This is a genomic window from Candidatus Bodocaedibacter vickermanii, assembly GCF_014896945.1.
Taxonomy (GTDB): Bacteria; Pseudomonadota; Alphaproteobacteria; order UBA6184; family UBA6184; genus Bodonicaedibacter; species Bodonicaedibacter vickermanii.
Map to the genome: position 1 here is coordinate 77,932 of NZ_CP054719.1, position 19,262 is coordinate 97,193.

A 19,262-nucleotide genomic window follows, 5' to 3' on the forward strand; every position below is an offset into this window, starting at 1 on the left:
ATTTTAACACAGGATTGTTGTAATTATGTTAAGTCCAAAGAAAACAAAATTTAGGAAAGCGTTTAAGGGACGCATCCACGGGGTGGCGACATCCGGTGCAACTCTTAACTTCGGCTCTTTTGGGTTGAAGGCGCTAACTCCTGAACGCATAACAGCGCGTCAGATTGAATCGGCGCGTCGTGCAATGACACGTCACATAAAACGTTCTGGACGTGTTTGGATTCGTATTTTCCCAGATGTGCCGGTTTCATCGAAACCTGCGGAAGTTCGTATGGGAAGTGGTAAAGGTAGCGTTGAATTCTGGGCATGCCGAATTCACCCTGGTCGCATCTTGTTTGAGATGGACGGGGTTCCGGAAGAGGTTGCCCGTGAAGCGATGAGCTTAGCAGCGGCAAAATTGCCATTGCTGACAAAGTTCGTCAAACGGTTAGACTAGGGAAACGTCATGAAGTTAACAGAATTAAAAAAGTTAAACGATATAGACTTAAAACAGCAAATTATTGAAGCGCGTAAATCTATGATGGCTTTACGGTTTCAGAAGGTTGCTGGGGAATTAACTGATACCTCTGGATTGTCTAAGAACCGTAAGACAATTGCACGTATCAAGACGTTGCTGTCACAAAAGCAACGTCAGGCCTAATTGCAATAGAAGGATATATACATTATGCCAAAGCGCGTATTGCAAGGTGTCGTTGTTAGTGATAAGCAAGACAAGACAGTTGTCGTAAAGGTTGAACGTCGTTACGTTCATCCTTTATACAAAAAGTCCGTCCTCTCTCACAAAAAGTACGCGGCACATGATGAAAGCAACACATTCAAAGCTGGAGATGTTGTTTCAATTCAAGAGTCTCGCCCAATTTCTAAAACAAAAAATTGGGTTGTGATAACTAACCAAGTAGAAGCAAAGTGAGGGTTGAAAAATGATTAGACCTGAATCAAGATTAGATGTTGCTGATAACTCTGGTGCCCGCGAAGTACTTTGTATTAAAGTATTAGGCGGAAGCAAGCGTAAATTCGCTTCTGTTGGGGACGTAATTGTTGTGTCTGTAAAGGATGCAATCCCTAATGGTAAAGTAAAAAAAGGTGAGGTTCATAAAGCTGTGATCGTTCGTACGGCTCAAGCGATCCGTCGTGATGATGGCTCTGCTATCCGTTTTGATGGAAATGCTGCAGTATTATTGAACAAACAAGGTGAACCCATTGGAACACGTATATTTGGTCCAGTAACGCGTGAGTTGCGTGGACGTGGTTATATGCGTATTATTTCATTGGCTCCGGAGGTTCTATAAATGGAAAAGTGGCGTATTAAAAAAGGCGATACAGTACAAGTAATGACTGGTAAGGACAAAGGTAAATCCGGCGAAATTATCGAAGTGTTACGTGATGAACGTCGTGTAAAAGTAAAAGGTTTGAATATTGTGACTAAGCACAAACGCCCTTCGCAGATGTCTGCGGGTGGAATTGAACGTGTGGAAGCCTCAATACATGCATCTAACGTAATGGTTTTAGATCCTAAGGATCAAAAGCCGACTCGCGTTGGATACAACATTTCAAAAGATGGAACAAAAACGCGTGTTGCGCGTCGTTCCGGTGAAGTTTTAGATAAGAAATAGAGAAAATTATGGCACGCTTGAAAGAAGTTTATAACAAAACCATAAAATCAGCGCTTCAGAAGGAATTCGAGTATTCGAATCCTTTTGAGGTTCCAAGACTTTTAAAGGTTGTTATCAACATGGGTGTCGGTAAAGCAGCTCAAGACAGCAAAAAAATTCAATTTGCTGTTAACGATTTGACTGCCATTGCTGGACAAAAACCTGTGGTAACAAAGGCTAAAAAGTCGATTGCTGGTTTTAAAGTGCGCGAAATGATGAGCCTTGGCGTCAAGGTTACATTGCGCAAAAATCATATGTATGAGTTCCTAGATCGACTAGTAAATATCGCCTTACCACGCGTTCGCGACTTCCGCGGATTGTCTGGCAAAAGCTTTGATGGTCGTGGGAATTATACTTTTGGTATTAAAGAGCAAATCGTCTTTCCAGAAATTGATTACGATAAAATCGATGAAATTCGCGGAATGGACATTGTGTTCGTAACGTCTGCAAAAACTAATGCTGAAGCAAAAGCGTTGCTTAAAGCATTAAACATGCCGATTAACTAAGAAGGAAGTTCCTAAATGGCTAAAAAAGGTTCAATAGAAACTAATGAGAAGCGTAAACGCCTCGCAAAGAAGTATGCTCCCAAGCGTACGGAATTAAAGGCACTTGCGGCTGACCGAAATGCTGCTCCAGAAGAACGGTTCAAGGCAACACTTGAATTGGCAGCAATGCCAAGAAGTGGCGCTAGGATTCGTGTTCGTAACCGTTGCATGTTAACGGGACGTTCTCGCGGTAACTATCGCAAATTTGGAATTTCGAGAATCATGTTACGTGAGATGGGAAATCACGGATTGATTCCAGGATTGAAAAAAGCAAGCTGGTAAAAAGGAAAAACGCAAATGTCTATGTCAGATCCTATTGCTGATATGCTAACACGTATTCGTAACGCTCAACAGGCTCGTAAAGCTGTGTTGACATGCCCACACTCTAGAATGAAGTGTTCGGTTCTTGAAGTCATGAAAAATCAAGGCTTCATTAAAGGTTACGAAGAAGTAGAAGTACGTCAGGGTATTAAAGATATTCGTATTGAATTAAAATATTATTCAAACGAACCTGTAATTAAAAAAATTCGCCGCATGTCTACACCCGGTCGCCGGATGTATGTACAGTCTGCAAAGATACCAACCTATTATAATGGTCTTGGAATCGCGATTTTATCTACACCAAAAGGTGTGATGTCCGATGATCAAGCTCGTCAAAATAATGTTGGTGGCGAAATTTTATGTACGATGTTTTAGGGGGAGGGAACTATGTCTCGAGTTGGTAAATACCCAATTTCTGTCCCTTCTGGTGTTCAAGTATCTATGGATGGTCGAATTGTTTCGGCAAAAGGTCCAAAGGGTACATTGTCGTACACTGTAACGGGTGAAGTTGATATAAAAATTGAGAGCAACACAATTGTTGTGGCGCCACGTAATAAAGAGCGTCAAACACGTATGTTGTGGGGTACTAATCGCAGCCGCCTTCAAAACCTGGTAACAGGTGTGAGTGTTGGCTTTAAAAAAGATTTAGAGTTGGTGGGTGTCGGTTACCGTGCAAGCGTTGCGGGTAGCATGTTAAACATTCAACTTGGATTCAGTCATGATGTACAATACCCAATTCCACAAGGTGTGGAAGTAAAGTGTGAAAAGCCAACGTCTATTAGCATCTCTGGCGCAGATTTACAACAAATCGGTCAAATAGCTGCTGAAATTCGTGCATATAGAAAACCAGAGCCTTATAAAGGTAAGGGTGTGAAATATGTGGGTGAATACATCTTGCGTAAAGAAGGTAAGAAGAAGTAAAGGTAAGGCATCATGGCAGTAAGTAGTAGAGAATTAAATTTACGACGTCAGCGTCGCAATCGATACAAGTTAAAGCAAGTTGCTGGTGAAACAAAACTTCGCTTATCTGTGTTCCGTTCAAATCAGCATATTTATGCACAAGTAGTTGACGATGCAAAACGTCATACAGTTGCATCTGCATCAACAGTTGAAAAAGACTTTAAAGGTCCAAAAGCTGGAACAAAAGATGCTGCTGGTTTTATCGGTAAACTGGTTGCAGAACGCGCAGTAAAAGCAGGGGTCAAGGATGTATACTTTGACCGCGGCGGTTACTTGTATCACGGTCGTGTGAAGGCTTTGGCCGACGGCGCTCGTGAAAATGGCTTAGTATTCTAGGAGAATGAAGTTAATGGCTCGTAAAAATACAGAAAAAGTAGCGCAACAAGATACCGATTTAGTCGATAAGCTTGTTAGCGTCAACCGCGTATGTAAGGTTGTTAAAGGAGGTAAAAACTTCTCTTTCTCCGCTTTAGTTGTGGTTGGTGATGGTAAAGGTAAAGTTGGATTCGGTAGCGGTAAAGCTCGTGAAGTTCCAGATGCCGTTCGTAAAGCGTCAGAAGAAGCAAAGCGTACAATGATTCGTATTCCTTTAAGGGATGCGCGTACATTGCACCATGATGCTGAAGGACGTTTCTGCGCAGGAAAGATTATTCTTCGTGCAGCAGCACCTGGTACTGGGATTATCGCCGGTGGAGCAACACGTCAAGTATTGGAAGCTTTAGGCATTCATGATGTGGTTGCAAAGTCTATCGGAACAACAAACCCACACAACATGGTTCGTGCAACATTTGAAGCGTTAAAGAACGTAACGTCTCCACGTTTAGTGGCAAGTCGCCGCGGTCTTCGCGTTGCTGATTTAGTAACACGTCGCGATACCAAGGGAAAAAAGGAGCTAACTGATGAGTAAGAAAGCGACCGAAAAGAAAACCTTAAAGGTTACGCAAGTGCGTAGTCCCATTCGTCGTCCTGCTGATCAGCAAGCGACATTAGTTGGACTAGGTTTAAACAAGATGCACCGTTCACGTGAACTTGAAGATACTCCTGCTGTACGCGGGATGATCCGTAAAGTACATCATTTGATCCGCGTCGAAGAATAAGAGGCTCTCATCATGAAGTTAAATGAATTAAGAGATAACGAAGGTTCACGCCCAGACAAAAAACGTTTGGGTCGTGGTATCGGTTCTGGTAAAGGCAAGACTTCAGGTCGAGGCGTTAAAGGACAAAAGTCTAGATCAGGTTCATCTATTGGTGGATTTGAAGGTGGACAGATGCCAATTTATCGTCGTTTACCAAAACGCGGATTCACGAACATCTTCGCTAAGGAAATTGCATCCGTAAACGTGGGCATGATCCAAAAGTTTATTGATGAAAAACGATTAGATGCGACAAAAGATATTAATGCAGAAGTTCTAGTTGAAGCAGGTTTATTGCGCTCAACAAAGCTTCCCGTTAAAATTCTTGGTAAAGGTGAGTTGAAAGCTAAGATTAATTTACATGTGCATGCATTTTCTGCATCAGCTAAAGAGTTAATCGAAAAAGCTGGCGGATCATTAACAGTAGTCGCATAAAGATAAAGAAACGAGCATAATATGGCATCTGCAGCAGAACAATTAGCATCCTCTTTCAGTTTGAAAGCTTTTTCAAAGGCAGAGGATCTTAAGAAGCGTATTTGGTTTACACTGGGCGCATTAATCGTATATCGGTTTGGTACATTTATTCCTTCACCAGGAATAGATCCAGTGGCTATGGCAAATTTAGCGGGTAAAGCTGCAGGTGGCTTATTAGCTGTCTTCAATACATTTGGTGGTGGTGCTTTAAGTCGTATGACAATTTTCGCATTGTCGATTGTTCCATACATTACGGCCAGCATCATCACGCAGTTGTTGACGAGCATCGTTCCTCAACTGGAAGCATTGAAAAAAGATGGTGAAACTGGTCGAAAGAAAATCAACCAGTATACTCGTTATCTGACAGTGATTATTGCAATCTTCCAAGCATCTTCAATGGCGGTTTTTTTAGAGTCTGTTGGCGACTCCCCCGTTATGGAATCAGGTCTTTTGTTTAGAGTAACGTTTATTACGTCGCTGGTCGGGGGAACTGTATTTCTAATGTGGTTGGGTGAACAGATTACGTCTCGTGGAATCGGTCAAGGAAGCTCTTTGATTATCTTCGCTGGTATTATTTCTGGCTTACCTCAAGGTCTTGCACTATTGTTTGAAATGGGGCGCAACAGAACTATCAGTCCACTGTTTGTTATTGCAGTTTTAGTTCTGGCAACGGCCATTGTATTGTTTGTTGTGTTCATGGAACGTTCATTCCGTAAAATCAATATTCAGTATCCAAAGCGTCAAGTTGGTAACAAAATGTATGGTGGAAACTCTACACACTTACCGTTAAAGCTAAACAGCTCTGGCGTAATTCCTCCAATCTTTGCAGGGGCTTTATTAAGCTTTCCAGCAACGATAGCTGGATTTTCAGATGGATCTGGTTGGCTTGGTCGTTTTGCGGCTAACTTTCAACATGGAACATGGGGGTTCATAATCCTTTATGTATCGTTGATTGTATTCTTTGCGTTCTTTTATACATCTGTTGTCTTTAACTCTGAAGAGACAGCTGAAAACTTGCGTAAGGGTGGGGCTTTGGTTTTAGGGATTCGTCCTGGTAAAAACACTGCTGACTATTTGGATTATATTTTAACCCGATTAACAGTAGCAGGTGCGGCGTATATTTCACTCGTATGTGTGATGCCAGAAATCTTTACACGATATTCATCTATCCCATTAGCGTTAGGTGGAACTGGCGTATTGATCGTGGTAAGCGTTACAATCGAAACTGTGGGGCAAATACATTCACATATGATTGCTCAGCAATACGAAGGCTTGATGAAAAAATCTTGGTCTAAAGGCAAAGGTCTACCCAAAGCATGAAGCACTTAGTTATTTTTGGTGCTCCAGGATCTGGGAAGGGGACTCAGTCCAAGAAGCTTGAAGAGAAATACGGAATTCGTGTTGTTTCAACAGGCGACTTATTAAGAGCCGAAGTTGCTGCTGGATCTGAAATTGGAAAAACGTGTGCTGATATTATTGCACAAGGTAAATTTCCAGATAATGCGATTATTTTTAAATTGATCGAATTATTTTTAGATAAAAATTCAGATGCAAAGGGAATTCTATACGATGGTTTTCCTCGAACTGTTGAACAAGCTGAATATCTGTTGACCTTATTAACTCAACGCAGAGAAATGATCCAAACGGTGATTAACATTGGTGTTGATGAAGATGTGTTGATTAAACGAATTTCTGGACGTTTTGCGTGCGCAGAATGCGGAGAGATTTATAACAAATATTTTAAAACTCCTTCAACTGAGGGGGTGTGTGATGTTTGTGGCGCGGAAAACTTTAAAGTCAGAAGTGATGATAATGAAGAAACCGTTAAGACAAGAATGATGATGTATGAAGAGGCAACGGCTCCGGTCTTAGACTTTTTCAGAGATCGTGATCTTAATATTATATTAGTCGATGGAATGCAACCTGTGGATGTTGTGTTTCATCAAATAGAAAATATATTGTAAAAACGAATAAAGATTGACTTTTACCCCCTTTTGCTTTAAAGGGATATAAAGAAGTTTACATTCGGAAAAAGAATCAAGGAGAAACAAGTGGCGCGTATAGCAGGTGTAAATATACCGACTCAAAAGCGTGTTGAAATTGCCCTTCGTTACATTTACGGAATTGGGCCAATGCATGCAAAAGATATTTGTACAAAAGTGGGTATCGCTGATACAAAGCGAGTATTCCAATTAACAGACGAAGAAGTATTAAAAATTCGTACAGTGATCGATAGCGATTATCAAGTAGAAGGTGATCTTCGTCGTGAAGTTTCAATGAACATTAAACGATTACAAGATTTAGGTTGCTATCGTGGCCTACGTCACCGTAAACGCTTACCAGTTCGTGGTCAACGTACTAGTACGAATGCCCGCACACGTAAGGGTAAAGCAGTTGCAATCGCTGGTAAGAAGAAATAGTGGTAGGTAGAAGATGAGTCAAAAAATAGCAACGCGTATTCGTAAGCGCGAGAAGAAAAATGTCGTAACAGGTATGGCATTTATTAATTCAACTTTTAACAACACTGTAATTACAATTACAGATCTTCATGGTAATACCATTGCATGGTCAACTGCTGGTGCAAAAGGGTTTAAAGGTTCTCGTAAGTCTACACCTTTCGCAGCTCAAATTGCTGCTGAAGATGCAGCTAAAAAAGCGATGGAACATGGTTTAAAAACTATATCTGTAAAGGTAAAGGGGCCAGGATCTGGTCGTGAATCTGCTCTGCGTGCATTTCATGCCGTAGGATTGGTTGTGACAGCAATTAAAGATGTAACACCGATTGCTCATAACGGGTGCCGTCCTCCAAAACGTCGTCGCGTTTAATATTAGTTACGTGTGTATGTAAGAAGGGGTTTCTTTCGTGATTCAAAGTAATTGGCAGTCTTTAATTAAGGCTCAAAAAATAGACATTAAGGTTGGATCAAATCCAAACTCAGCAAAGGTTAATGTAAGCCCGCTGGAAAGAGGTTTTGGTGTAACTTTAGGTAATGCATTGCGCCGTGTGCTGATGTCATCTTTACAAGGTGCAGCTGTGGTACGCATTAAAGTTGACGGTGTGTTACACGAGTTTAGTACAATACCTGGCGTTCGTGAAGACGTTACTGATGTTATTTTGAACATTAAGCAATTGGCGCTTAAGTCTCATTCAGCGGACACTCAAAAAGTTCGTCTTGATGTAGCAGGGCCTTGTGTTGTAACTGCAGGTATGATTACTGAAACAGCAGCTGTTGAAGTGATTAATAAAGATTTGGTTTTGTTTACACTGGATGCGAATGCAAAAGTGTCAATGGAATTAAGCGTTGAAGTTGGCAAGGGGTATGTTCCTGCTGAACGTAACCGTGGTGTAGAAGACGAAATTGGAATTATTCCAATTGACGCAATTTTCTCTCCAGTAAAACGCGTTGCGTACACAGTTGAAGATACTCGTGTTGGGCAAGATACAGATTACAATACATTGGTTTTGGATATTGAGACAAATGGCTCAATTACTCCAGAAGATTCAATTGCATTGGCAGCACGTATTTTGCAAGACCAGTTACAGCAATTCATTAATTTTGAAGAGCCCAAGCCTCATAGTGCGGCAGAGGCTGAACCAGAGTTTCCATTTAACCGTAATTTGTTACGTAAAGTGGAAGAATTGGAACTTTCTGTGCGTTCAATGAACTGTCTTCGCAATGAAAATATTATTTACATTGGTGACTTAGTGGCTAAGTCTGAAGGTGAACTATTACGTACACCTAACTTTGGTCGTAAGTCATTGAATGAAATTAAAGAAGTGTTGGTACACCTTGGCCTTGATTTAGGTATGAGGGTTGACGGGTGGCCACCAGAAAACATCGAAGAATTAGCAAAAAAAATAGAAGAACCTTATTAAGGTAGGAGTTAAATATGAGACACGCACTGAAAGGTCGTAAATTTAATCGCAACACTGGGCAACGTACCGCGTTATTGAAATCATTGGTAACTGCCTTAGTAAAGCATGAACAAATTAAAACAACACTTCCAAAAGCAAAGGACTTACGTCCAATTGTTGAAAAGTTGGTTACTGTTGCAAAAGAAAACACATTAGCAAACCGTCGCTATTTATTGGCATTCCTAAATGGAAACCACCAATCTGTAGAACGCTTGTTAAACCACTTAGGTCCTCGTTTTAAAGAGCGTCCAGGCGGATATACTCGTATCTTGAAAGCGGGTTTCCGTCATGGCGACATGGCTCCAATGGCTGTTATTGAGTTCATTGATCGAGATCTTACAGCTAAGGGAACTGATTCGGGTCCTGTAGAATATGTAGAAACGGAACAAAGCGCTGAATAAATAAGTAATTTGTTAACCGTCTTTACTTTAGAATAGGGCCCAAGAGGCCCTTTTTTTATTTATTATGTGGAGAGTTGAAATGGTGTTGAAAATATTACAGAGCATGTGTCTTGCGGCAGTTTGTGTTATGAGTTTATCCTATGGAATGGGGAATCGTTCTATCCCATCAGTTGATAAATCTGCTGTTCCAAATGAAACTAAAAATACTCCATCTCCAGATCAATCTCCGCAGGTATCAGTATCTCCGACGTTTAATAAGCCATCTAAATTATTTCAGGGCGGCGTTTTTTCATTTTCACCTGTGGTAAAGAAAGTAGCTCCCTCCGTCGTTAACATTTATTCCGAACGTGTACAGGTAGTTCAAAATTCTCCCTTTGCTATGGATCCGATGATGCAGCTATTTATGGGTAAGGGCTTTAACTTTGATTCACTGTTCGCAATGCCCCGTGAAATTATACAACGTTCATTAGGGTCAGGCGTGATCATTGGAAAAGAAGGTACTGTTTTGACCAACGTACACGTGATTCAGGATGCAACAAAGATCAAAGTTATCTTACAGGATGGCAGAGCCTATGATGCAAAAGTTGCTGTTAAAGATGATAAAATTGATTTAGCCGTTCTTCAAATCCAAGATCCAAAAGTTGAACTAGTCCCCATAGAGATTGGTGATCCAGAGGTTATGGAAGTCGGGGACATGGTGGTTGCTATTGGTAACCCTTTTGGTGTGGGTACAACGGTTACAACCGGTATCGTCTCTGCAGTTAGCCGATTTGGCGGATTTATCCAAACCGATGCATCGATTAACGTGGGTAACTCTGGCGGAGCCCTTGTGAATATGGAAGGGCAGCTGATCGGCATTAATAACTTTATCATTTCAAAGTCAGGAGCGTCTGCGGGTATTGGATTTGCAATACCCATCAACATGGCAAAGCCAGCGGTTGCTCAGTTGAACAATGGAGGCGGTGACGTTCAGCGTGGTTGGTCTGGTTTATTAGTGCAAACCGTAACCCCTCAAATTGCTCAAACCTTCAACATGGATATTCCTTTGGGCGTGGTTGTGAATGCAGCACACTCACTAAGATCCGCAAAAGATGTTCAAGTCGGTGATTTGATTTTAGAACTTAATGGCAAACCGTTGCTGGATAAAGAAACGTTTTATTATCGGTTAGCCGGTCTTCCCGTGGGAGAGACTGTAAGTCTAAAATTAAGGCGTAAAGATAAAGAATTAACGACACAGTTTCCACTAATTAAGCCTGTTGAAGTTCCATCTAAACAACGTACGACCCTTAAAGGAAATCATGTGTTTGATGGCGTTGTGGTTTCTAATTTGTCCCCAGCCTTAGAAGCAGAATTAAACTTAGAAGGCATGCGGGAAGGTGTTATTGTTTTAGGTGCCGTCGTCCAAAACGCAGCACTCAGATTGTTTCAGCAATACGATATAATTCATATGATTAATGCGTATACGATTATGAATGTGAATGATTTATTAAGGGTGCTTTCATCTGAAAAAATAACATCGATTAAGTTAATCAGAAATGGAAAAACTGTTGAAATTAAGTAAAACATTACCTGTACTAGCTATAGTGTTTTTGTATGGTTGTGAGGCAAATAACTTTGATTCATCCATTGCTAACACGCCGTCTCGTGCTGATCTATTGATTAAGGGTATTGCAGAGGGCAAAATTAGTGTTGTTGCGCCAGCAACTTGGATTGAAGAAAATGAGTCAAGGGTGATTCAAAAAAAGTATCCAAATCTTTGGAATAAAGTTCACTTTCAGCATGGTGTAAAATATGCATACATGTCCAATACGGATGAACAGCGGTTTAATTTTCTGAAACAAGCGTTTGATAATGAATCTTCTTCTGTCGTTTGGGCGTTGAGAGGCGGATACGGAGCTGCGCGACTTATTCCTTATCTATTAAAAATACCAAAACCAACAGCTCATAAATGGCTAATTGGATACAGTGATATTACAGCATTACATTTATTTGTGAGTCAAAAATGGGGCTGGAAATCAATCCATGGAGCAGTTGCAAAAGACATTACTTATTCTAAAAAAGACCCCAAAAACTTTAAGTATCTAGACGAAATCGTATCTGGAGCGTCTAAGAGTATTACATATCAAGGATTCAAACTGTTAAGCGGCAAGGTTATGCAACCCATAGCTGGAAAGCTAACGGGAGGAAATACGGCTTTAATCAGTACAAGTGTCGGTACACCTTGGCAACTTAATGCAAAAGGCAAAATTGTTATTATTGAAGAGTCTGGTCATGGAGATAGAATAGACCGTGTATTACAGCATCTGAAACACTCTAAGATTTTAGAGGGAGCCGTTGCTGTTGTCATAGGAGACATCATAGTGGGGGATGTAGATGTAAATCCCATCATCAATGATTTTGTAAAAGACTTGCCTGTTCCAGTGTTTAAAACTGATAGTTTTGGACATGGAGACAAAAACTATCCATGGATTTATAACGCTGATGCAGTTATTGAACCTGATGCAATGGGTAATTATCAATTAACGTTTCAAACTCAATAAGAGGTGTGGATGCAATCGTCTAATTCATTTAAGCGGATAGTTCCTTATTTTTGGAGCAAACATAATCTATCCGCAAAATTAATCGTGGTTTTTTCTGCGGTATTATTAATTCTTGCTAAAGTATTAGCCTCGTATGTGCCCATATACTTTCAACAAACAATTGATATGTTGAATGGAACGTTGCAAGCCACTGTTTCCGTGAGTGCATTGATAATAATGTATGGCGTCATACGATTGCTGTCCACATCGCTGAATGATGTTCGAGAAATCCTATTTTCCAGAGTGTTGTATCGAGCCATTCGTATGCTTGCATTAGAGGTCTTTAATCACCTGCATTCATTAAGTTTACGGTTTCACCTGGATCGTCAAACAGGTGCGGTTACACGGTACATCGAACAAGGCGTTCAATCCATGGAGCGATTAATTCAATTTTCAACCTTTGGTTTTTTTCCAACGGTGATTGAAATCGTTTTGGTCTGGGGATTTTTGTTATACTTATTTCCGGTACACTTTTTTCTGATTATTTTTATTACGATAAGCTTATATGTTGTGTGCACCTATTGGATTACGAACTATCGTACACGTGTTCTTAGAGAGCGCAATGAATTTGAAGCCAACTCCAATCAAAAAGCATTAGATAGTTTATTAAATTACGAAACCGTTAAATATTTTGGCAACGAAGACAATGAATCAAGGCTATATGATGAGACATTAAGCCGATATGAACGGATCTCTGTGAGATTGCGAGAGTCCTTATCACTGTTAAACGTTGCTCAAGGTATTATTGCAGGCATCGGTTTAATCATATGCATGTATTATGCATCGATAAGTGTTCTTGATAAAACATTATCATTAGGTCAGTATGTGATGATTCATGCATACTTAATTCAACTGTATATTCCCTTAGGAAATCTTGGGTTTATGTATCGTGAAATGAGAGAAGCCTTTTTGAAATTAAATACCATGATGGACGTATTAAAGGCAGAACCCGATATTAAAGATGCGGCTGAACCCCTTGCAATACCTCATGGTAAAATGCATATATCCTTTGAAAATGTTGATTTTAGCTATGCCTCAGAACGTCAGATTCTAAATGATATTTCATTAGATATTCATGAAGGTCAAACCATCGCTTTAGTGGGAGAGAGTGGCTCTGGAAAATCAACGATTACCCGATTGCTATTTCGATTTTATGATATATCAAAGGGGATCATCACCATAAATGGAGTTGATATTCGATCAGTGTCTCAAGTAGAATTAAGAAGTTTAATCGCCGTGGTTCCTCAAGATACCGTCTTATTTAATGATACCCTTGAATACAATATTCGATATGGAAAAATGAATTCAACGCCTGCCGAAGTCAATGCAGCAATTGAAGGGGCTCATCTGAACCACTTTATTAAACAGTTACCTCAAGGTTTAAAAACAACCGTCGGTGAACGTGGTCTTAAATTATCCGGGGGCGAAAAACAACGTGTTGCGATTGCCAGAGCCTTATTAAAGAATCCAAAGATCTTTATTTTTGATGAAGCAACCAGTTCATTAGATACCAATACAGAACAAGAAATTCAACACAACCTTATGGAAATTTCAAAAGGTAAAACAACATTGATTGTTGCACATAGGTTATCAACCATTGTAAATGCGAATCAAATATTAGTACTAGATCAGGGTCATATCATTGAACGTGGAACACATGAAGAGCTTTTAAAACGTAATGGCAAATACGCAAGCATGTGGCAGCAACAAACCCACCAACCTGCGGTTGGATCCAGTAAGCTAGATCCGATGTGATCTGACACGGATTGCACAAAACAACCCAATACCTTGGAGATCTCAATTTTCACAAACCGTATTATCCATTGAGTCCAGGGATCATCCCTGGCGTCACGCTGGATCCCTACGATTTTTCCATACTATGTACGGCGCAGGTTCGCTCCTGTCAACGTGCCATTGCCTCTATGAGAAGAAAGTCTGGAGCAAAGGGCGCCGCGTAATTGTTTTATGTGAGTTTAACTATAAATACGATTGAAAAAAAATTACAATCCACCTCAGCGCACACCCGAGACACCCAACGGATGCAACCGCAGGTTGCGAATTAATAAAGGTTAAGATTCAGTTAACGCGATTTTTTTACCACCCCCCGCCCCAGTCACCACAACTGTTGAAAGTGATCAGAAGAGGTGTTTAACGATATTAAAATCACCCACTTAAACACCAAGCTATGAATGTTATAAAAAACTTCATATTGTGTAAAATAGTCGCATATCTATTACTTAATTCATACATATCTGTATGATTGACACAATTAATCGGTTTATCAATGATTTTCCCTGTTCTATTGATTTGTTGTCAAAAATATTCTTTTTCTAATCACTTTCAACAGTTGTGGGGCGCGAGGCAGCAGTTAGAAAACTTCAAACTTTTTCGAATTTTTTCAGAAATCTGTCAGGCATGCTGGCAACGTGCCGTTGCATCCATTAGGTCAGATCCGATGTGATCTGACACGGATTGTAAAAAACAACTTGGCGTCTGCTTAAGATATCAATGTTTTAAAACGGTTAAAAACCCAGTGGGTGCAGCGTCACGCTGCCAACGTGCCGTTGCATCCATTAGGTCAGATCCGATGTGATCTGACACGGATTGTAAAAAACAACTTGGCGTCTGCTTAAGATATCAATGTTTTAAAACGGTTAAAAACCCAGTGGGTGCAGCGTCACGCTGCCAACCTGCGGCTGGATCCAATAAGCTAGATCCGATGTGATCTGACACGGATTGTAAAAAACAACTTGGCGTCTGCTTAAGTTATCAATGTTTTAAAACGGTTAAAAACCCAATGGGTGGCAGCGTCACGCTGCCAACGTGCCGTTGCATCCGTTAGGTTAGATCCGATGTTGTCTGACACTGATTACAAAAAACAATCCCATCTCGCAGATTTCTCTTGACAATCAAAACTTCTTATGTATACTAATAACTAGAATTGCGAAAAGGCTACCCAAAAACCTGGGTAGCCTTTTTTCGTTCTACGTCTTTGAAACTTTCAGCCAAAGGATCTCTAACCAGATCCATGACGAAGCTTTGATTGAACCACTCAAGGGCGACATGCCGAACCGAATCCCCAGTACAGGTGCTCAACTACCCGATCAGTAGACACAGCCCTGTAAACAACCCCTAGAGCCGACGGGCTCGTAAAACACGATTTTGTGCCTATCAATAAAGTCCGCCTTTCCCCATTCGTGTAAGAAATGGGGTTCTTTTTGCACGTGCGGGTTACTGGGGATTCTCTCGGTTTTAAACAACGGCAACCTGAGGTTGCATCCATTAGATTAGATCCTATCTGGTCTGACACGGATTTTATATAACTTAACTTTGAAAGCTGCAAACACAGCGCTTTCAAACAACAACAAGGGAACTAAAACACACTCTTCACAAAAACATCTCAAATTCATTTTTCAACCCTAATGATCCTGCGCCGAAGGTGGGTTTAAAATCCGCCCCATTCCCCCATATCTCCAACCACACTCAATCTAATCTATCGGATGCAACCTCAGGTTGCCTGCGTCGAAGGTAGGTTCAAATTCTCATATCTCACACCACACACAATCAACCCTTATCCCCCACGTGTATCTTATTACGCATTTCAAATCACACAAGACTAACATATAGGGTCCAAGGATCATCCCTGGTGCAGCATCATGCTGCCAAGCGCAGGTTGCTTTATTTACTCCAGAGTTTTTTCATTTCTAAACTTAACCATGTATAGGATTCGTCTGTGTGTTTAGGCATGATATCTGTAAATTGCATATAGGCATGAAACGTACCTTTTGCAACTTTTTGTGATACTGCAACGCCAGCCTGCGTTAGTTTATCTTTATACTGCATACTTTCATCGTGCAAGGGATCACATTCAGTAGTTAACATAATCGCAGGGGGGTATTTATCAAAGTATGGAGACAATAATGGCGATATTTTCCAATCATTAACACTTTGACCTTGCGTATAGTTTTTTACAAAGTATTCAAGGGTGCTTTTTGAAATGAAAAAGTTTTTTGCATAGGTGTTGATTGACTCACTAGATAAACTCAAGTCAATGCAGGGATACATTAACACGTGAAAATCAGGAAGCCTTTCATTTTTTTCAATTAAAAGGCTCATTAACGATGCCGTTAAATTTCCACCAGCGCTATCACCACCAACTGCAACTTTCGTTGAATCCGCGCCTAAAGATTCAGCATTCAGTAAACACCACTGATAGGCTGCTTGGACGTCTTCAAGTCCAGCTGGATACGGATGTTCTGGGGCAAGTCTGTATTCAATGGAAACAATGATGCATCCAGTTTCTTTAGCAATTCGTCGGCACACTGTATCATGCGTATTAATGCTGCCCACGTTCCAGCCTCCTCCATGAATAAACATAAGTAAAGGTTGGTCTTGTTCTAAGGTAGACCAATAAATTCGAACTGGAATTCCGTCTTTATTCGTGGCTGATGACAACACTCTGTCTTCAATACGAGCCATAGAAACAGGGATTCCTCCAAGAGTGCGGGATGCTTTTTCGTAATTCATGCGTGCAACGGCAATAGGGATATCTTCTGTATGTGGGGCATTCAAAGACTTTAAGTGTTCTAAAAATGCAGCTGCTTCTGGTGCGAGTAACGTCCATGGGTCTTGAATCATAATGGCTCCTAAAATATACAATTGAATAATAATCAATAAATATTAATATTTTATTAATTTTAACAGTTGTTGGTTCAAGTTGTTTGCTTGATAATCAGTGTCAGAACGAGTCGGATCTAACCTAACGGATGCAACGGCACGTTGCTTGCCCACATTCGAATAGGTGATTCGGTAGCATTTTGTATGTTAAGTGGAGCAATGGTAACGTTAAAATCTTTGGAGGGTAACTGACTGAGATTGTTTACATTTTCGACGATCAATATATTTCTAGATAATAATAAACTATGAATTGGATATCCGCTATCTGGTCGATCGGGAGACAATGTGTCGATGCCCAATGCTCGAATTTTTCGTTGAGCTAAAAGTTCCCCAGCATCAGTGTGAATATAAGGAAAACGATACTTATTATGATAGTGCGATGCGTCTTCCCAGTATTGGTGCCACCCCGTGTTAATTAAAACGCAACTGTTTTCTTGAATGGTTCCATGGGTTGCTTCAAACTCAAAAATATCGTTTGCGGTTAAACAATTGTCTTGATCAAGACGATTGGAAATATCAATGCCGTATCCAGGAATGTTAACCAGATGATTCAGTGGGATTTGATCAATCGTCATGGCATTTTTAATGCAATGGGCAGGGGCATCAATGTGAGTGCCTATTCCGCAATCAAGCGACATACGTTGCACTTTAAAGGATACGGCATTTTGATCATCCAAATAGTCGTGCTCAATCGTTAAATGAAATCCACAACGGCCGTCCCAAGTCGGTGTTTTTTCTGTTAACGCATGGGTTAAGTCAATCAGTTTAGCTGGCATTTATGACCTTTGAAGTATGGATTAACGTGATTAAATAGTCTCGTTCTTGGGGGAGCGTACGATGCAATTGTTCGTGCAGCAACCGTCTTAAAAAATGTCCAGTGATCGTTAGTCCAGCAAGGATATCGGGTTTATTCCACGGGATAGTTGCATCAGTCAGTGGGGTGGGCAGATGAAACAGCTGATCTTTATAGGGAAGCCCCACACTTTCAGTGACGGCTCGGCCTGTTTTAGGTGAAACATACTTTAAATTTTCGCGTGCGTTTGTGACCGCACATCGTGTTAGGTCTAACCCAAACCCACAATGCGCTAAGAGCTCTTTTTCAAATAGAACATAATGCCCAATATTTCCATTTAGGCAGATTTCATGGATGTGAAGTTTTAGATTTAAATAAAATGCTTCTGTCGCATCCCGATCGATTAACGCAGTAATAAGTAATGTGCGTATCGCATTAATGCAGGCAAGCTTTATGGGGGAAATTAACGCAGCACACATGATTGGAGCAAAGGTTTCATGGTGTTCAACTGTAAACAATCCCATATGTGTGTCTAATCTGGATTTATTGCGAATATGATACAGGTTACCTGGTTGTAAGGGGTATTTTTTGTTCGTACGAATATATCCGGTGATAAGACCGTGATATTGAGTAAAAAAAGTAGCAATAAGATTGGATTCACCATGAGGTTTCGTGCGTAACAATAATCCCTCATCTAACCATTCCAAACTATGTGTCTCCTTTTGTTTCTTGATTTCTAAAGCTGAACTCATTAAAGTGACATTGTATAAAGAATGAAGTTATTTGCAAAGGAAAACAAATGAAAAAAAATATCAAGGCAAGCATGGTGATTGCTGCTTTAATGCTTAGCGTACCAACTGTTAATGCTAGTGGAATCGTAAAATACCAAGGAAAAGAATTAGTTACTAAAAAAGATGTTGATGCCCGCATGAAAGAATTAAAAATTGATTCTATGCAAGGTGATCAAGTGTATATGCAAGTTCTAATTCAATTAGCCGAAGAAAAATTAATGGCTAAACAAATTAGTGATTCCAAAATGAAATCTGATCCAGAGTTTCTACGTATAGCAAAAGCTAATGCTGAAGAATTTGAACGTCAATACTTTTTTCAAAAAGAAGCTAAAAAACGTATCACGTCTCAAATGCGTCAAAGCGTATACGATCAAATCAAAGCGTCTATGCAAGGCAAGAAAGAAATTAAACCAAGAATTTTGGTGGTAGAAGATGAAAAAAAAGCAACTGAAGTTAGCGCATCACTGAAAAAAGGTGAAAGCTTTGAATCGTTAGTTCAAAAGCATTCAATTGATCCTTCTAAAGAGAATAGTAAAGGAGCAGGATTGCTGGATCGTTTTGTCCCAGAAGAAGGCTTTAGCGTTGAAGATCCAAAAGAAATTGCAAACCTAAAAGAAGGTGTTGTGTCTAAGCCCATGAAATCGATGCTTCAGAACAAGCTTGTTTATACATTTTTCTTAATCGAGAAAGGCAATCGTCGTGATTTTGAACTTCCCCCAATAGATACTCCAGAAGTTGCTGGACATATTGAGCAAATCATTATGCGTCAGATGGTTGGCGTTGTACAAGCAGATTTGATTCGCCAATTAGAAGTATTCGATCTAAAAGGAAATAAATTTCCGTTAATGCCAGAACAAACAAACCCTCAAGATGGTATTCCCTTAATTGGTGGTGGCGTTAAGAACTAAGCACGAAAATTGTTCGTATAAAAAGGTCAGGAATTATCCTGACCTTTTGTTTTAATGGAGACACGTGGTTTGTTGGGGCAGAGTTCTACGCGGCTCAGGCAAATCTCACCGC

Annotated in this window: 26 protein-coding genes; 23 read left to right on the plus strand and 3 right to left on the minus strand. The window is 40.3% G+C overall.

The annotated features are described in order from the left end of the window. Nucleotides 1–25 precede the first annotated feature (25 nt). From rplP to CPBP_RS00525, 22 genes are all read left to right on the plus strand, one after another. Nucleotides 26–436 carry a 50S ribosomal protein L16 gene (gene rplP, locus CPBP_RS00420; protein ID WP_350332086.1) on the plus strand — a complete coding sequence of 137 codons (411 nt, stop codon included), beginning with the start codon at nucleotides 26–28 and terminating at the stop codon, nucleotides 434–436. Nucleotides 437–445: 9 nt separating this feature from the next. Further along, nucleotides 446–640 (plus strand): 50S ribosomal protein L29, encoded by a 195-nt coding sequence (gene rpmC, locus CPBP_RS00425; RefSeq protein WP_350332087.1) that lies wholly within the window; start codon nucleotides 446–448, stop codon nucleotides 638–640. Nucleotides 641–664: 24 nt separating this feature from the next. Continuing rightward, nucleotides 665–910 (plus strand): 30S ribosomal protein S17, encoded by a 246-nt coding sequence (gene rpsQ / locus CPBP_RS00430; RefSeq protein WP_350332088.1) that lies wholly within the window; start codon nucleotides 665–667, stop codon nucleotides 908–910. Between the two features lie 10 nt (nucleotides 911–920). Beyond that, entirely contained in the window at nucleotides 921–1,289 is a 369-nt protein-coding gene (gene rplN, locus CPBP_RS00435; protein WP_350332089.1) for a 50S ribosomal protein L14, read from the plus strand. Then, a complete protein-coding gene (gene rplX, locus CPBP_RS00440) occupies nucleotides 1,290–1,613 on the plus strand; it encodes a 50S ribosomal protein L24 (RefSeq protein WP_350332090.1) in 324 nt (107 codons plus the stop codon). Between the two features lie 8 nt (nucleotides 1,614–1,621). Then, complete coding sequence (gene rplE / locus CPBP_RS00445) at nucleotides 1,622–2,158, plus strand: 50S ribosomal protein L5 (protein WP_350332091.1); 537 nt, start codon at nucleotides 1,622–1,624, stop codon at nucleotides 2,156–2,158. 15 nt (nucleotides 2,159–2,173) lie between these two features. Then, nucleotides 2,174–2,479, plus strand: coding sequence for a 30S ribosomal protein S14 (rpsN, locus tag CPBP_RS00450; RefSeq protein ID WP_350332092.1), 306 nt, complete (start codon nucleotides 2,174–2,176; stop codon nucleotides 2,477–2,479). 15 nt (nucleotides 2,480–2,494) lie between these two features. Next, the gene (gene rpsH / locus CPBP_RS00455; protein WP_350332093.1) at nucleotides 2,495–2,893 is read left to right on the plus strand and encodes a 30S ribosomal protein S8; all 399 of its coding nucleotides are present in this window, start codon (nucleotides 2,495–2,497) and stop codon (nucleotides 2,891–2,893) included. A 12-nt stretch (nucleotides 2,894–2,905) separates the two neighbouring features. Next, a complete protein-coding gene (gene rplF, locus CPBP_RS00460) occupies nucleotides 2,906–3,439 on the plus strand; it encodes a 50S ribosomal protein L6 (RefSeq protein WP_350332094.1) in 534 nt (177 codons plus the stop codon). Nucleotides 3,440–3,451: 12 nt separating this feature from the next. Then, nucleotides 3,452–3,814 carry a 50S ribosomal protein L18 gene (gene rplR / locus CPBP_RS00465; protein ID WP_350332095.1) on the plus strand — a complete coding sequence of 121 codons (363 nt, stop codon included), beginning with the start codon at nucleotides 3,452–3,454 and terminating at the stop codon, nucleotides 3,812–3,814. Nucleotides 3,815–3,827: 13 nt separating this feature from the next. Then, complete coding sequence (rpsE, locus tag CPBP_RS00470; protein ID WP_350332096.1) at nucleotides 3,828–4,385, plus strand: 30S ribosomal protein S5; 558 nt, start codon at nucleotides 3,828–3,830, stop codon at nucleotides 4,383–4,385. After that, nucleotides 4,378–4,575, plus strand: coding sequence for a 50S ribosomal protein L30 (rpmD, locus tag CPBP_RS00475; RefSeq protein WP_350332097.1), 198 nt, complete (start codon nucleotides 4,378–4,380; stop codon nucleotides 4,573–4,575). The genes rpsE and rpmD overlap by 8 nt, the downstream gene beginning before the upstream one ends. A gap of 12 nt (nucleotides 4,576–4,587) precedes the next feature. After that, complete coding sequence (rplO, locus tag CPBP_RS00480) at nucleotides 4,588–5,046, plus strand: 50S ribosomal protein L15 (protein WP_350332098.1); 459 nt, start codon at nucleotides 4,588–4,590, stop codon at nucleotides 5,044–5,046. A gap of 21 nt (nucleotides 5,047–5,067) precedes the next feature. Beyond that, nucleotides 5,068–6,405 (plus strand): preprotein translocase subunit SecY, encoded by a 1,338-nt coding sequence (secY, locus tag CPBP_RS00485; RefSeq protein ID WP_350332099.1) that lies wholly within the window; start codon nucleotides 5,068–5,070, stop codon nucleotides 6,403–6,405. Further along, a complete protein-coding gene (locus CPBP_RS00490) occupies nucleotides 6,402–7,049 on the plus strand; it encodes an adenylate kinase (RefSeq protein ID WP_350332100.1) in 648 nt (215 codons plus the stop codon). The genes secY and CPBP_RS00490 overlap by 4 nt, the downstream gene beginning before the upstream one ends. Nucleotides 7,050–7,136: 87 nt before the next feature. Next, entirely contained in the window at nucleotides 7,137–7,505 is a 369-nt protein-coding gene (rpsM, locus tag CPBP_RS00495; protein WP_350332101.1) for a 30S ribosomal protein S13, read from the plus strand. A gap of 13 nt (nucleotides 7,506–7,518) precedes the next feature. After that, on the plus strand, nucleotides 7,519–7,911 hold the full coding sequence (gene rpsK, locus CPBP_RS00500) for a 30S ribosomal protein S11 (RefSeq protein ID WP_350332102.1): 393 nt from the start codon (nucleotides 7,519–7,521) through the stop codon (nucleotides 7,909–7,911). 37 nt (nucleotides 7,912–7,948) lie between these two features. Next, the gene (locus CPBP_RS00505) at nucleotides 7,949–8,962 is read left to right on the plus strand and encodes a DNA-directed RNA polymerase subunit alpha (RefSeq protein ID WP_350332103.1); all 1,014 of its coding nucleotides are present in this window, start codon (nucleotides 7,949–7,951) and stop codon (nucleotides 8,960–8,962) included. A gap of 14 nt (nucleotides 8,963–8,976) precedes the next feature. Further along, the gene (gene rplQ, locus CPBP_RS00510; protein WP_350332104.1) at nucleotides 8,977–9,402 is read left to right on the plus strand and encodes a 50S ribosomal protein L17; all 426 of its coding nucleotides are present in this window, start codon (nucleotides 8,977–8,979) and stop codon (nucleotides 9,400–9,402) included. 79 nt (nucleotides 9,403–9,481) lie between these two features. Further along, nucleotides 9,482–10,963, plus strand: coding sequence for a trypsin-like peptidase domain-containing protein (locus CPBP_RS00515; RefSeq protein ID WP_350332105.1), 1,482 nt, complete (start codon nucleotides 9,482–9,484; stop codon nucleotides 10,961–10,963). Further along, nucleotides 10,950–11,942, plus strand: a complete 993-nt coding sequence (locus CPBP_RS00520; RefSeq protein ID WP_350332106.1) for a S66 peptidase family protein — start codon at nucleotides 10,950–10,952, stop codon at nucleotides 11,940–11,942. The genes CPBP_RS00515 and CPBP_RS00520 overlap by 14 nt, the downstream gene beginning before the upstream one ends. A 9-nt stretch (nucleotides 11,943–11,951) precedes the next feature. Further along, nucleotides 11,952–13,736, plus strand: coding sequence for an ABCB family ABC transporter ATP-binding protein/permease (locus tag CPBP_RS00525; protein WP_350332107.1), 1,785 nt, complete (start codon nucleotides 11,952–11,954; stop codon nucleotides 13,734–13,736). 1,923 nt (nucleotides 13,737–15,659) lie between these two features. On the opposite strand, the gene CPBP_RS00530 is transcribed toward CPBP_RS00525, so the two are convergent. The 3 genes from CPBP_RS00530 to recO all read right to left on the minus strand — a co-directional run bounded on the left by CPBP_RS00530 (nucleotide 15,660) and on the right by recO (nucleotide 18,203). Beyond that, a complete protein-coding gene (locus CPBP_RS00530; RefSeq protein WP_350332108.1) occupies nucleotides 15,660–16,619 on the minus strand; it encodes an alpha/beta hydrolase in 960 nt (319 codons plus the stop codon). A gap of 116 nt (nucleotides 16,620–16,735) precedes the next feature. Continuing rightward, a complete protein-coding gene (locus CPBP_RS00535; protein ID WP_350332109.1) occupies nucleotides 16,736–17,434 on the minus strand; it encodes a cyclase family protein in 699 nt (232 codons plus the stop codon). Further along, on the minus strand, nucleotides 17,424–18,203 hold the full coding sequence (gene recO / locus CPBP_RS00540) for a DNA repair protein RecO (RefSeq protein ID WP_350332110.1): 780 nt from the start codon (nucleotides 18,201–18,203) through the stop codon (nucleotides 17,424–17,426). Before recO ends, CPBP_RS00535 begins: the two co-directional genes overlap by 11 nt. A gap of 47 nt (nucleotides 18,204–18,250) precedes the next feature. Here recO and CPBP_RS00545 point away from each other — a divergent pair, with 47 nt between their 5' ends. Further along, on the plus strand, nucleotides 18,251–19,150 hold the full coding sequence (locus CPBP_RS00545) for a peptidylprolyl isomerase (RefSeq protein WP_350332111.1): 900 nt from the start codon (nucleotides 18,251–18,253) through the stop codon (nucleotides 19,148–19,150). The last annotated feature ends 112 nt before the right edge of the window (nucleotides 19,151–19,262 follow it).

Coding starts and splice junctions, on each gene's coding strand:
- rplP (WP_350332086.1), top strand. CDS start 26: ATGTTAAGTCCAAAGAAAACAAAATTTAGGAAAGCGTTTAAGGGACGC.
- rpmC (WP_350332087.1), top strand. CDS start 446: ATGAAGTTAACAGAATTAAAAAAGTTAAACGATATAGACTTAAAACAG.
- rpsQ (WP_350332088.1), top strand. CDS start 665: ATGCCAAAGCGCGTATTGCAAGGTGTCGTTGTTAGTGATAAGCAAGAC.
- rplN (WP_350332089.1), top strand. CDS start 921: ATGATTAGACCTGAATCAAGATTAGATGTTGCTGATAACTCTGGTGCC.
- rplX (WP_350332090.1), top strand. CDS start 1,290: ATGGAAAAGTGGCGTATTAAAAAAGGCGATACAGTACAAGTAATGACT.
- rplE (WP_350332091.1), top strand. CDS start 1,622: ATGGCACGCTTGAAAGAAGTTTATAACAAAACCATAAAATCAGCGCTT.
- rpsN (WP_350332092.1), top strand. CDS start 2,174: ATGGCTAAAAAAGGTTCAATAGAAACTAATGAGAAGCGTAAACGCCTC.
- rpsH (WP_350332093.1), top strand. CDS start 2,495: ATGTCTATGTCAGATCCTATTGCTGATATGCTAACACGTATTCGTAAC.
- rplF (WP_350332094.1), top strand. CDS start 2,906: ATGTCTCGAGTTGGTAAATACCCAATTTCTGTCCCTTCTGGTGTTCAA.
- rplR (WP_350332095.1), top strand. CDS start 3,452: ATGGCAGTAAGTAGTAGAGAATTAAATTTACGACGTCAGCGTCGCAAT.
- rpsE (WP_350332096.1), top strand. CDS start 3,828: ATGGCTCGTAAAAATACAGAAAAAGTAGCGCAACAAGATACCGATTTA.
- rpmD (WP_350332097.1), top strand. CDS start 4,378: ATGAGTAAGAAAGCGACCGAAAAGAAAACCTTAAAGGTTACGCAAGTG.
- rplO (WP_350332098.1), top strand. CDS start 4,588: ATGAAGTTAAATGAATTAAGAGATAACGAAGGTTCACGCCCAGACAAA.
- secY (WP_350332099.1), top strand. CDS start 5,068: ATGGCATCTGCAGCAGAACAATTAGCATCCTCTTTCAGTTTGAAAGCT.
- CPBP_RS00490 (WP_350332100.1), top strand. CDS start 6,402: ATGAAGCACTTAGTTATTTTTGGTGCTCCAGGATCTGGGAAGGGGACT.
- rpsK (WP_350332102.1), top strand. CDS start 7,519: ATGAGTCAAAAAATAGCAACGCGTATTCGTAAGCGCGAGAAGAAAAAT.
- rplQ (WP_350332104.1), top strand. CDS start 8,977: ATGAGACACGCACTGAAAGGTCGTAAATTTAATCGCAACACTGGGCAA.
- CPBP_RS00515 (WP_350332105.1), top strand. CDS start 9,482: ATGGTGTTGAAAATATTACAGAGCATGTGTCTTGCGGCAGTTTGTGTT.
- CPBP_RS00525 (WP_350332107.1), top strand. CDS start 11,952: ATGCAATCGTCTAATTCATTTAAGCGGATAGTTCCTTATTTTTGGAGC.
- CPBP_RS00530 (WP_350332108.1), bottom strand. CDS start 16,619: ATGATTCAAGACCCATGGACGTTACTCGCACCAGAAGCAGCTGCATTT.
- CPBP_RS00535 (WP_350332109.1), bottom strand. CDS start 17,434: ATGCCAGCTAAACTGATTGACTTAACCCATGCGTTAACAGAAAAAACA.
- recO (WP_350332110.1), bottom strand. CDS start 18,203: ATGAGTTCAGCTTTAGAAATCAAGAAACAAAAGGAGACACATAGTTTG.
- CPBP_RS00545 (WP_350332111.1), top strand. CDS start 18,251: ATGAAAAAAAATATCAAGGCAAGCATGGTGATTGCTGCTTTAATGCTT.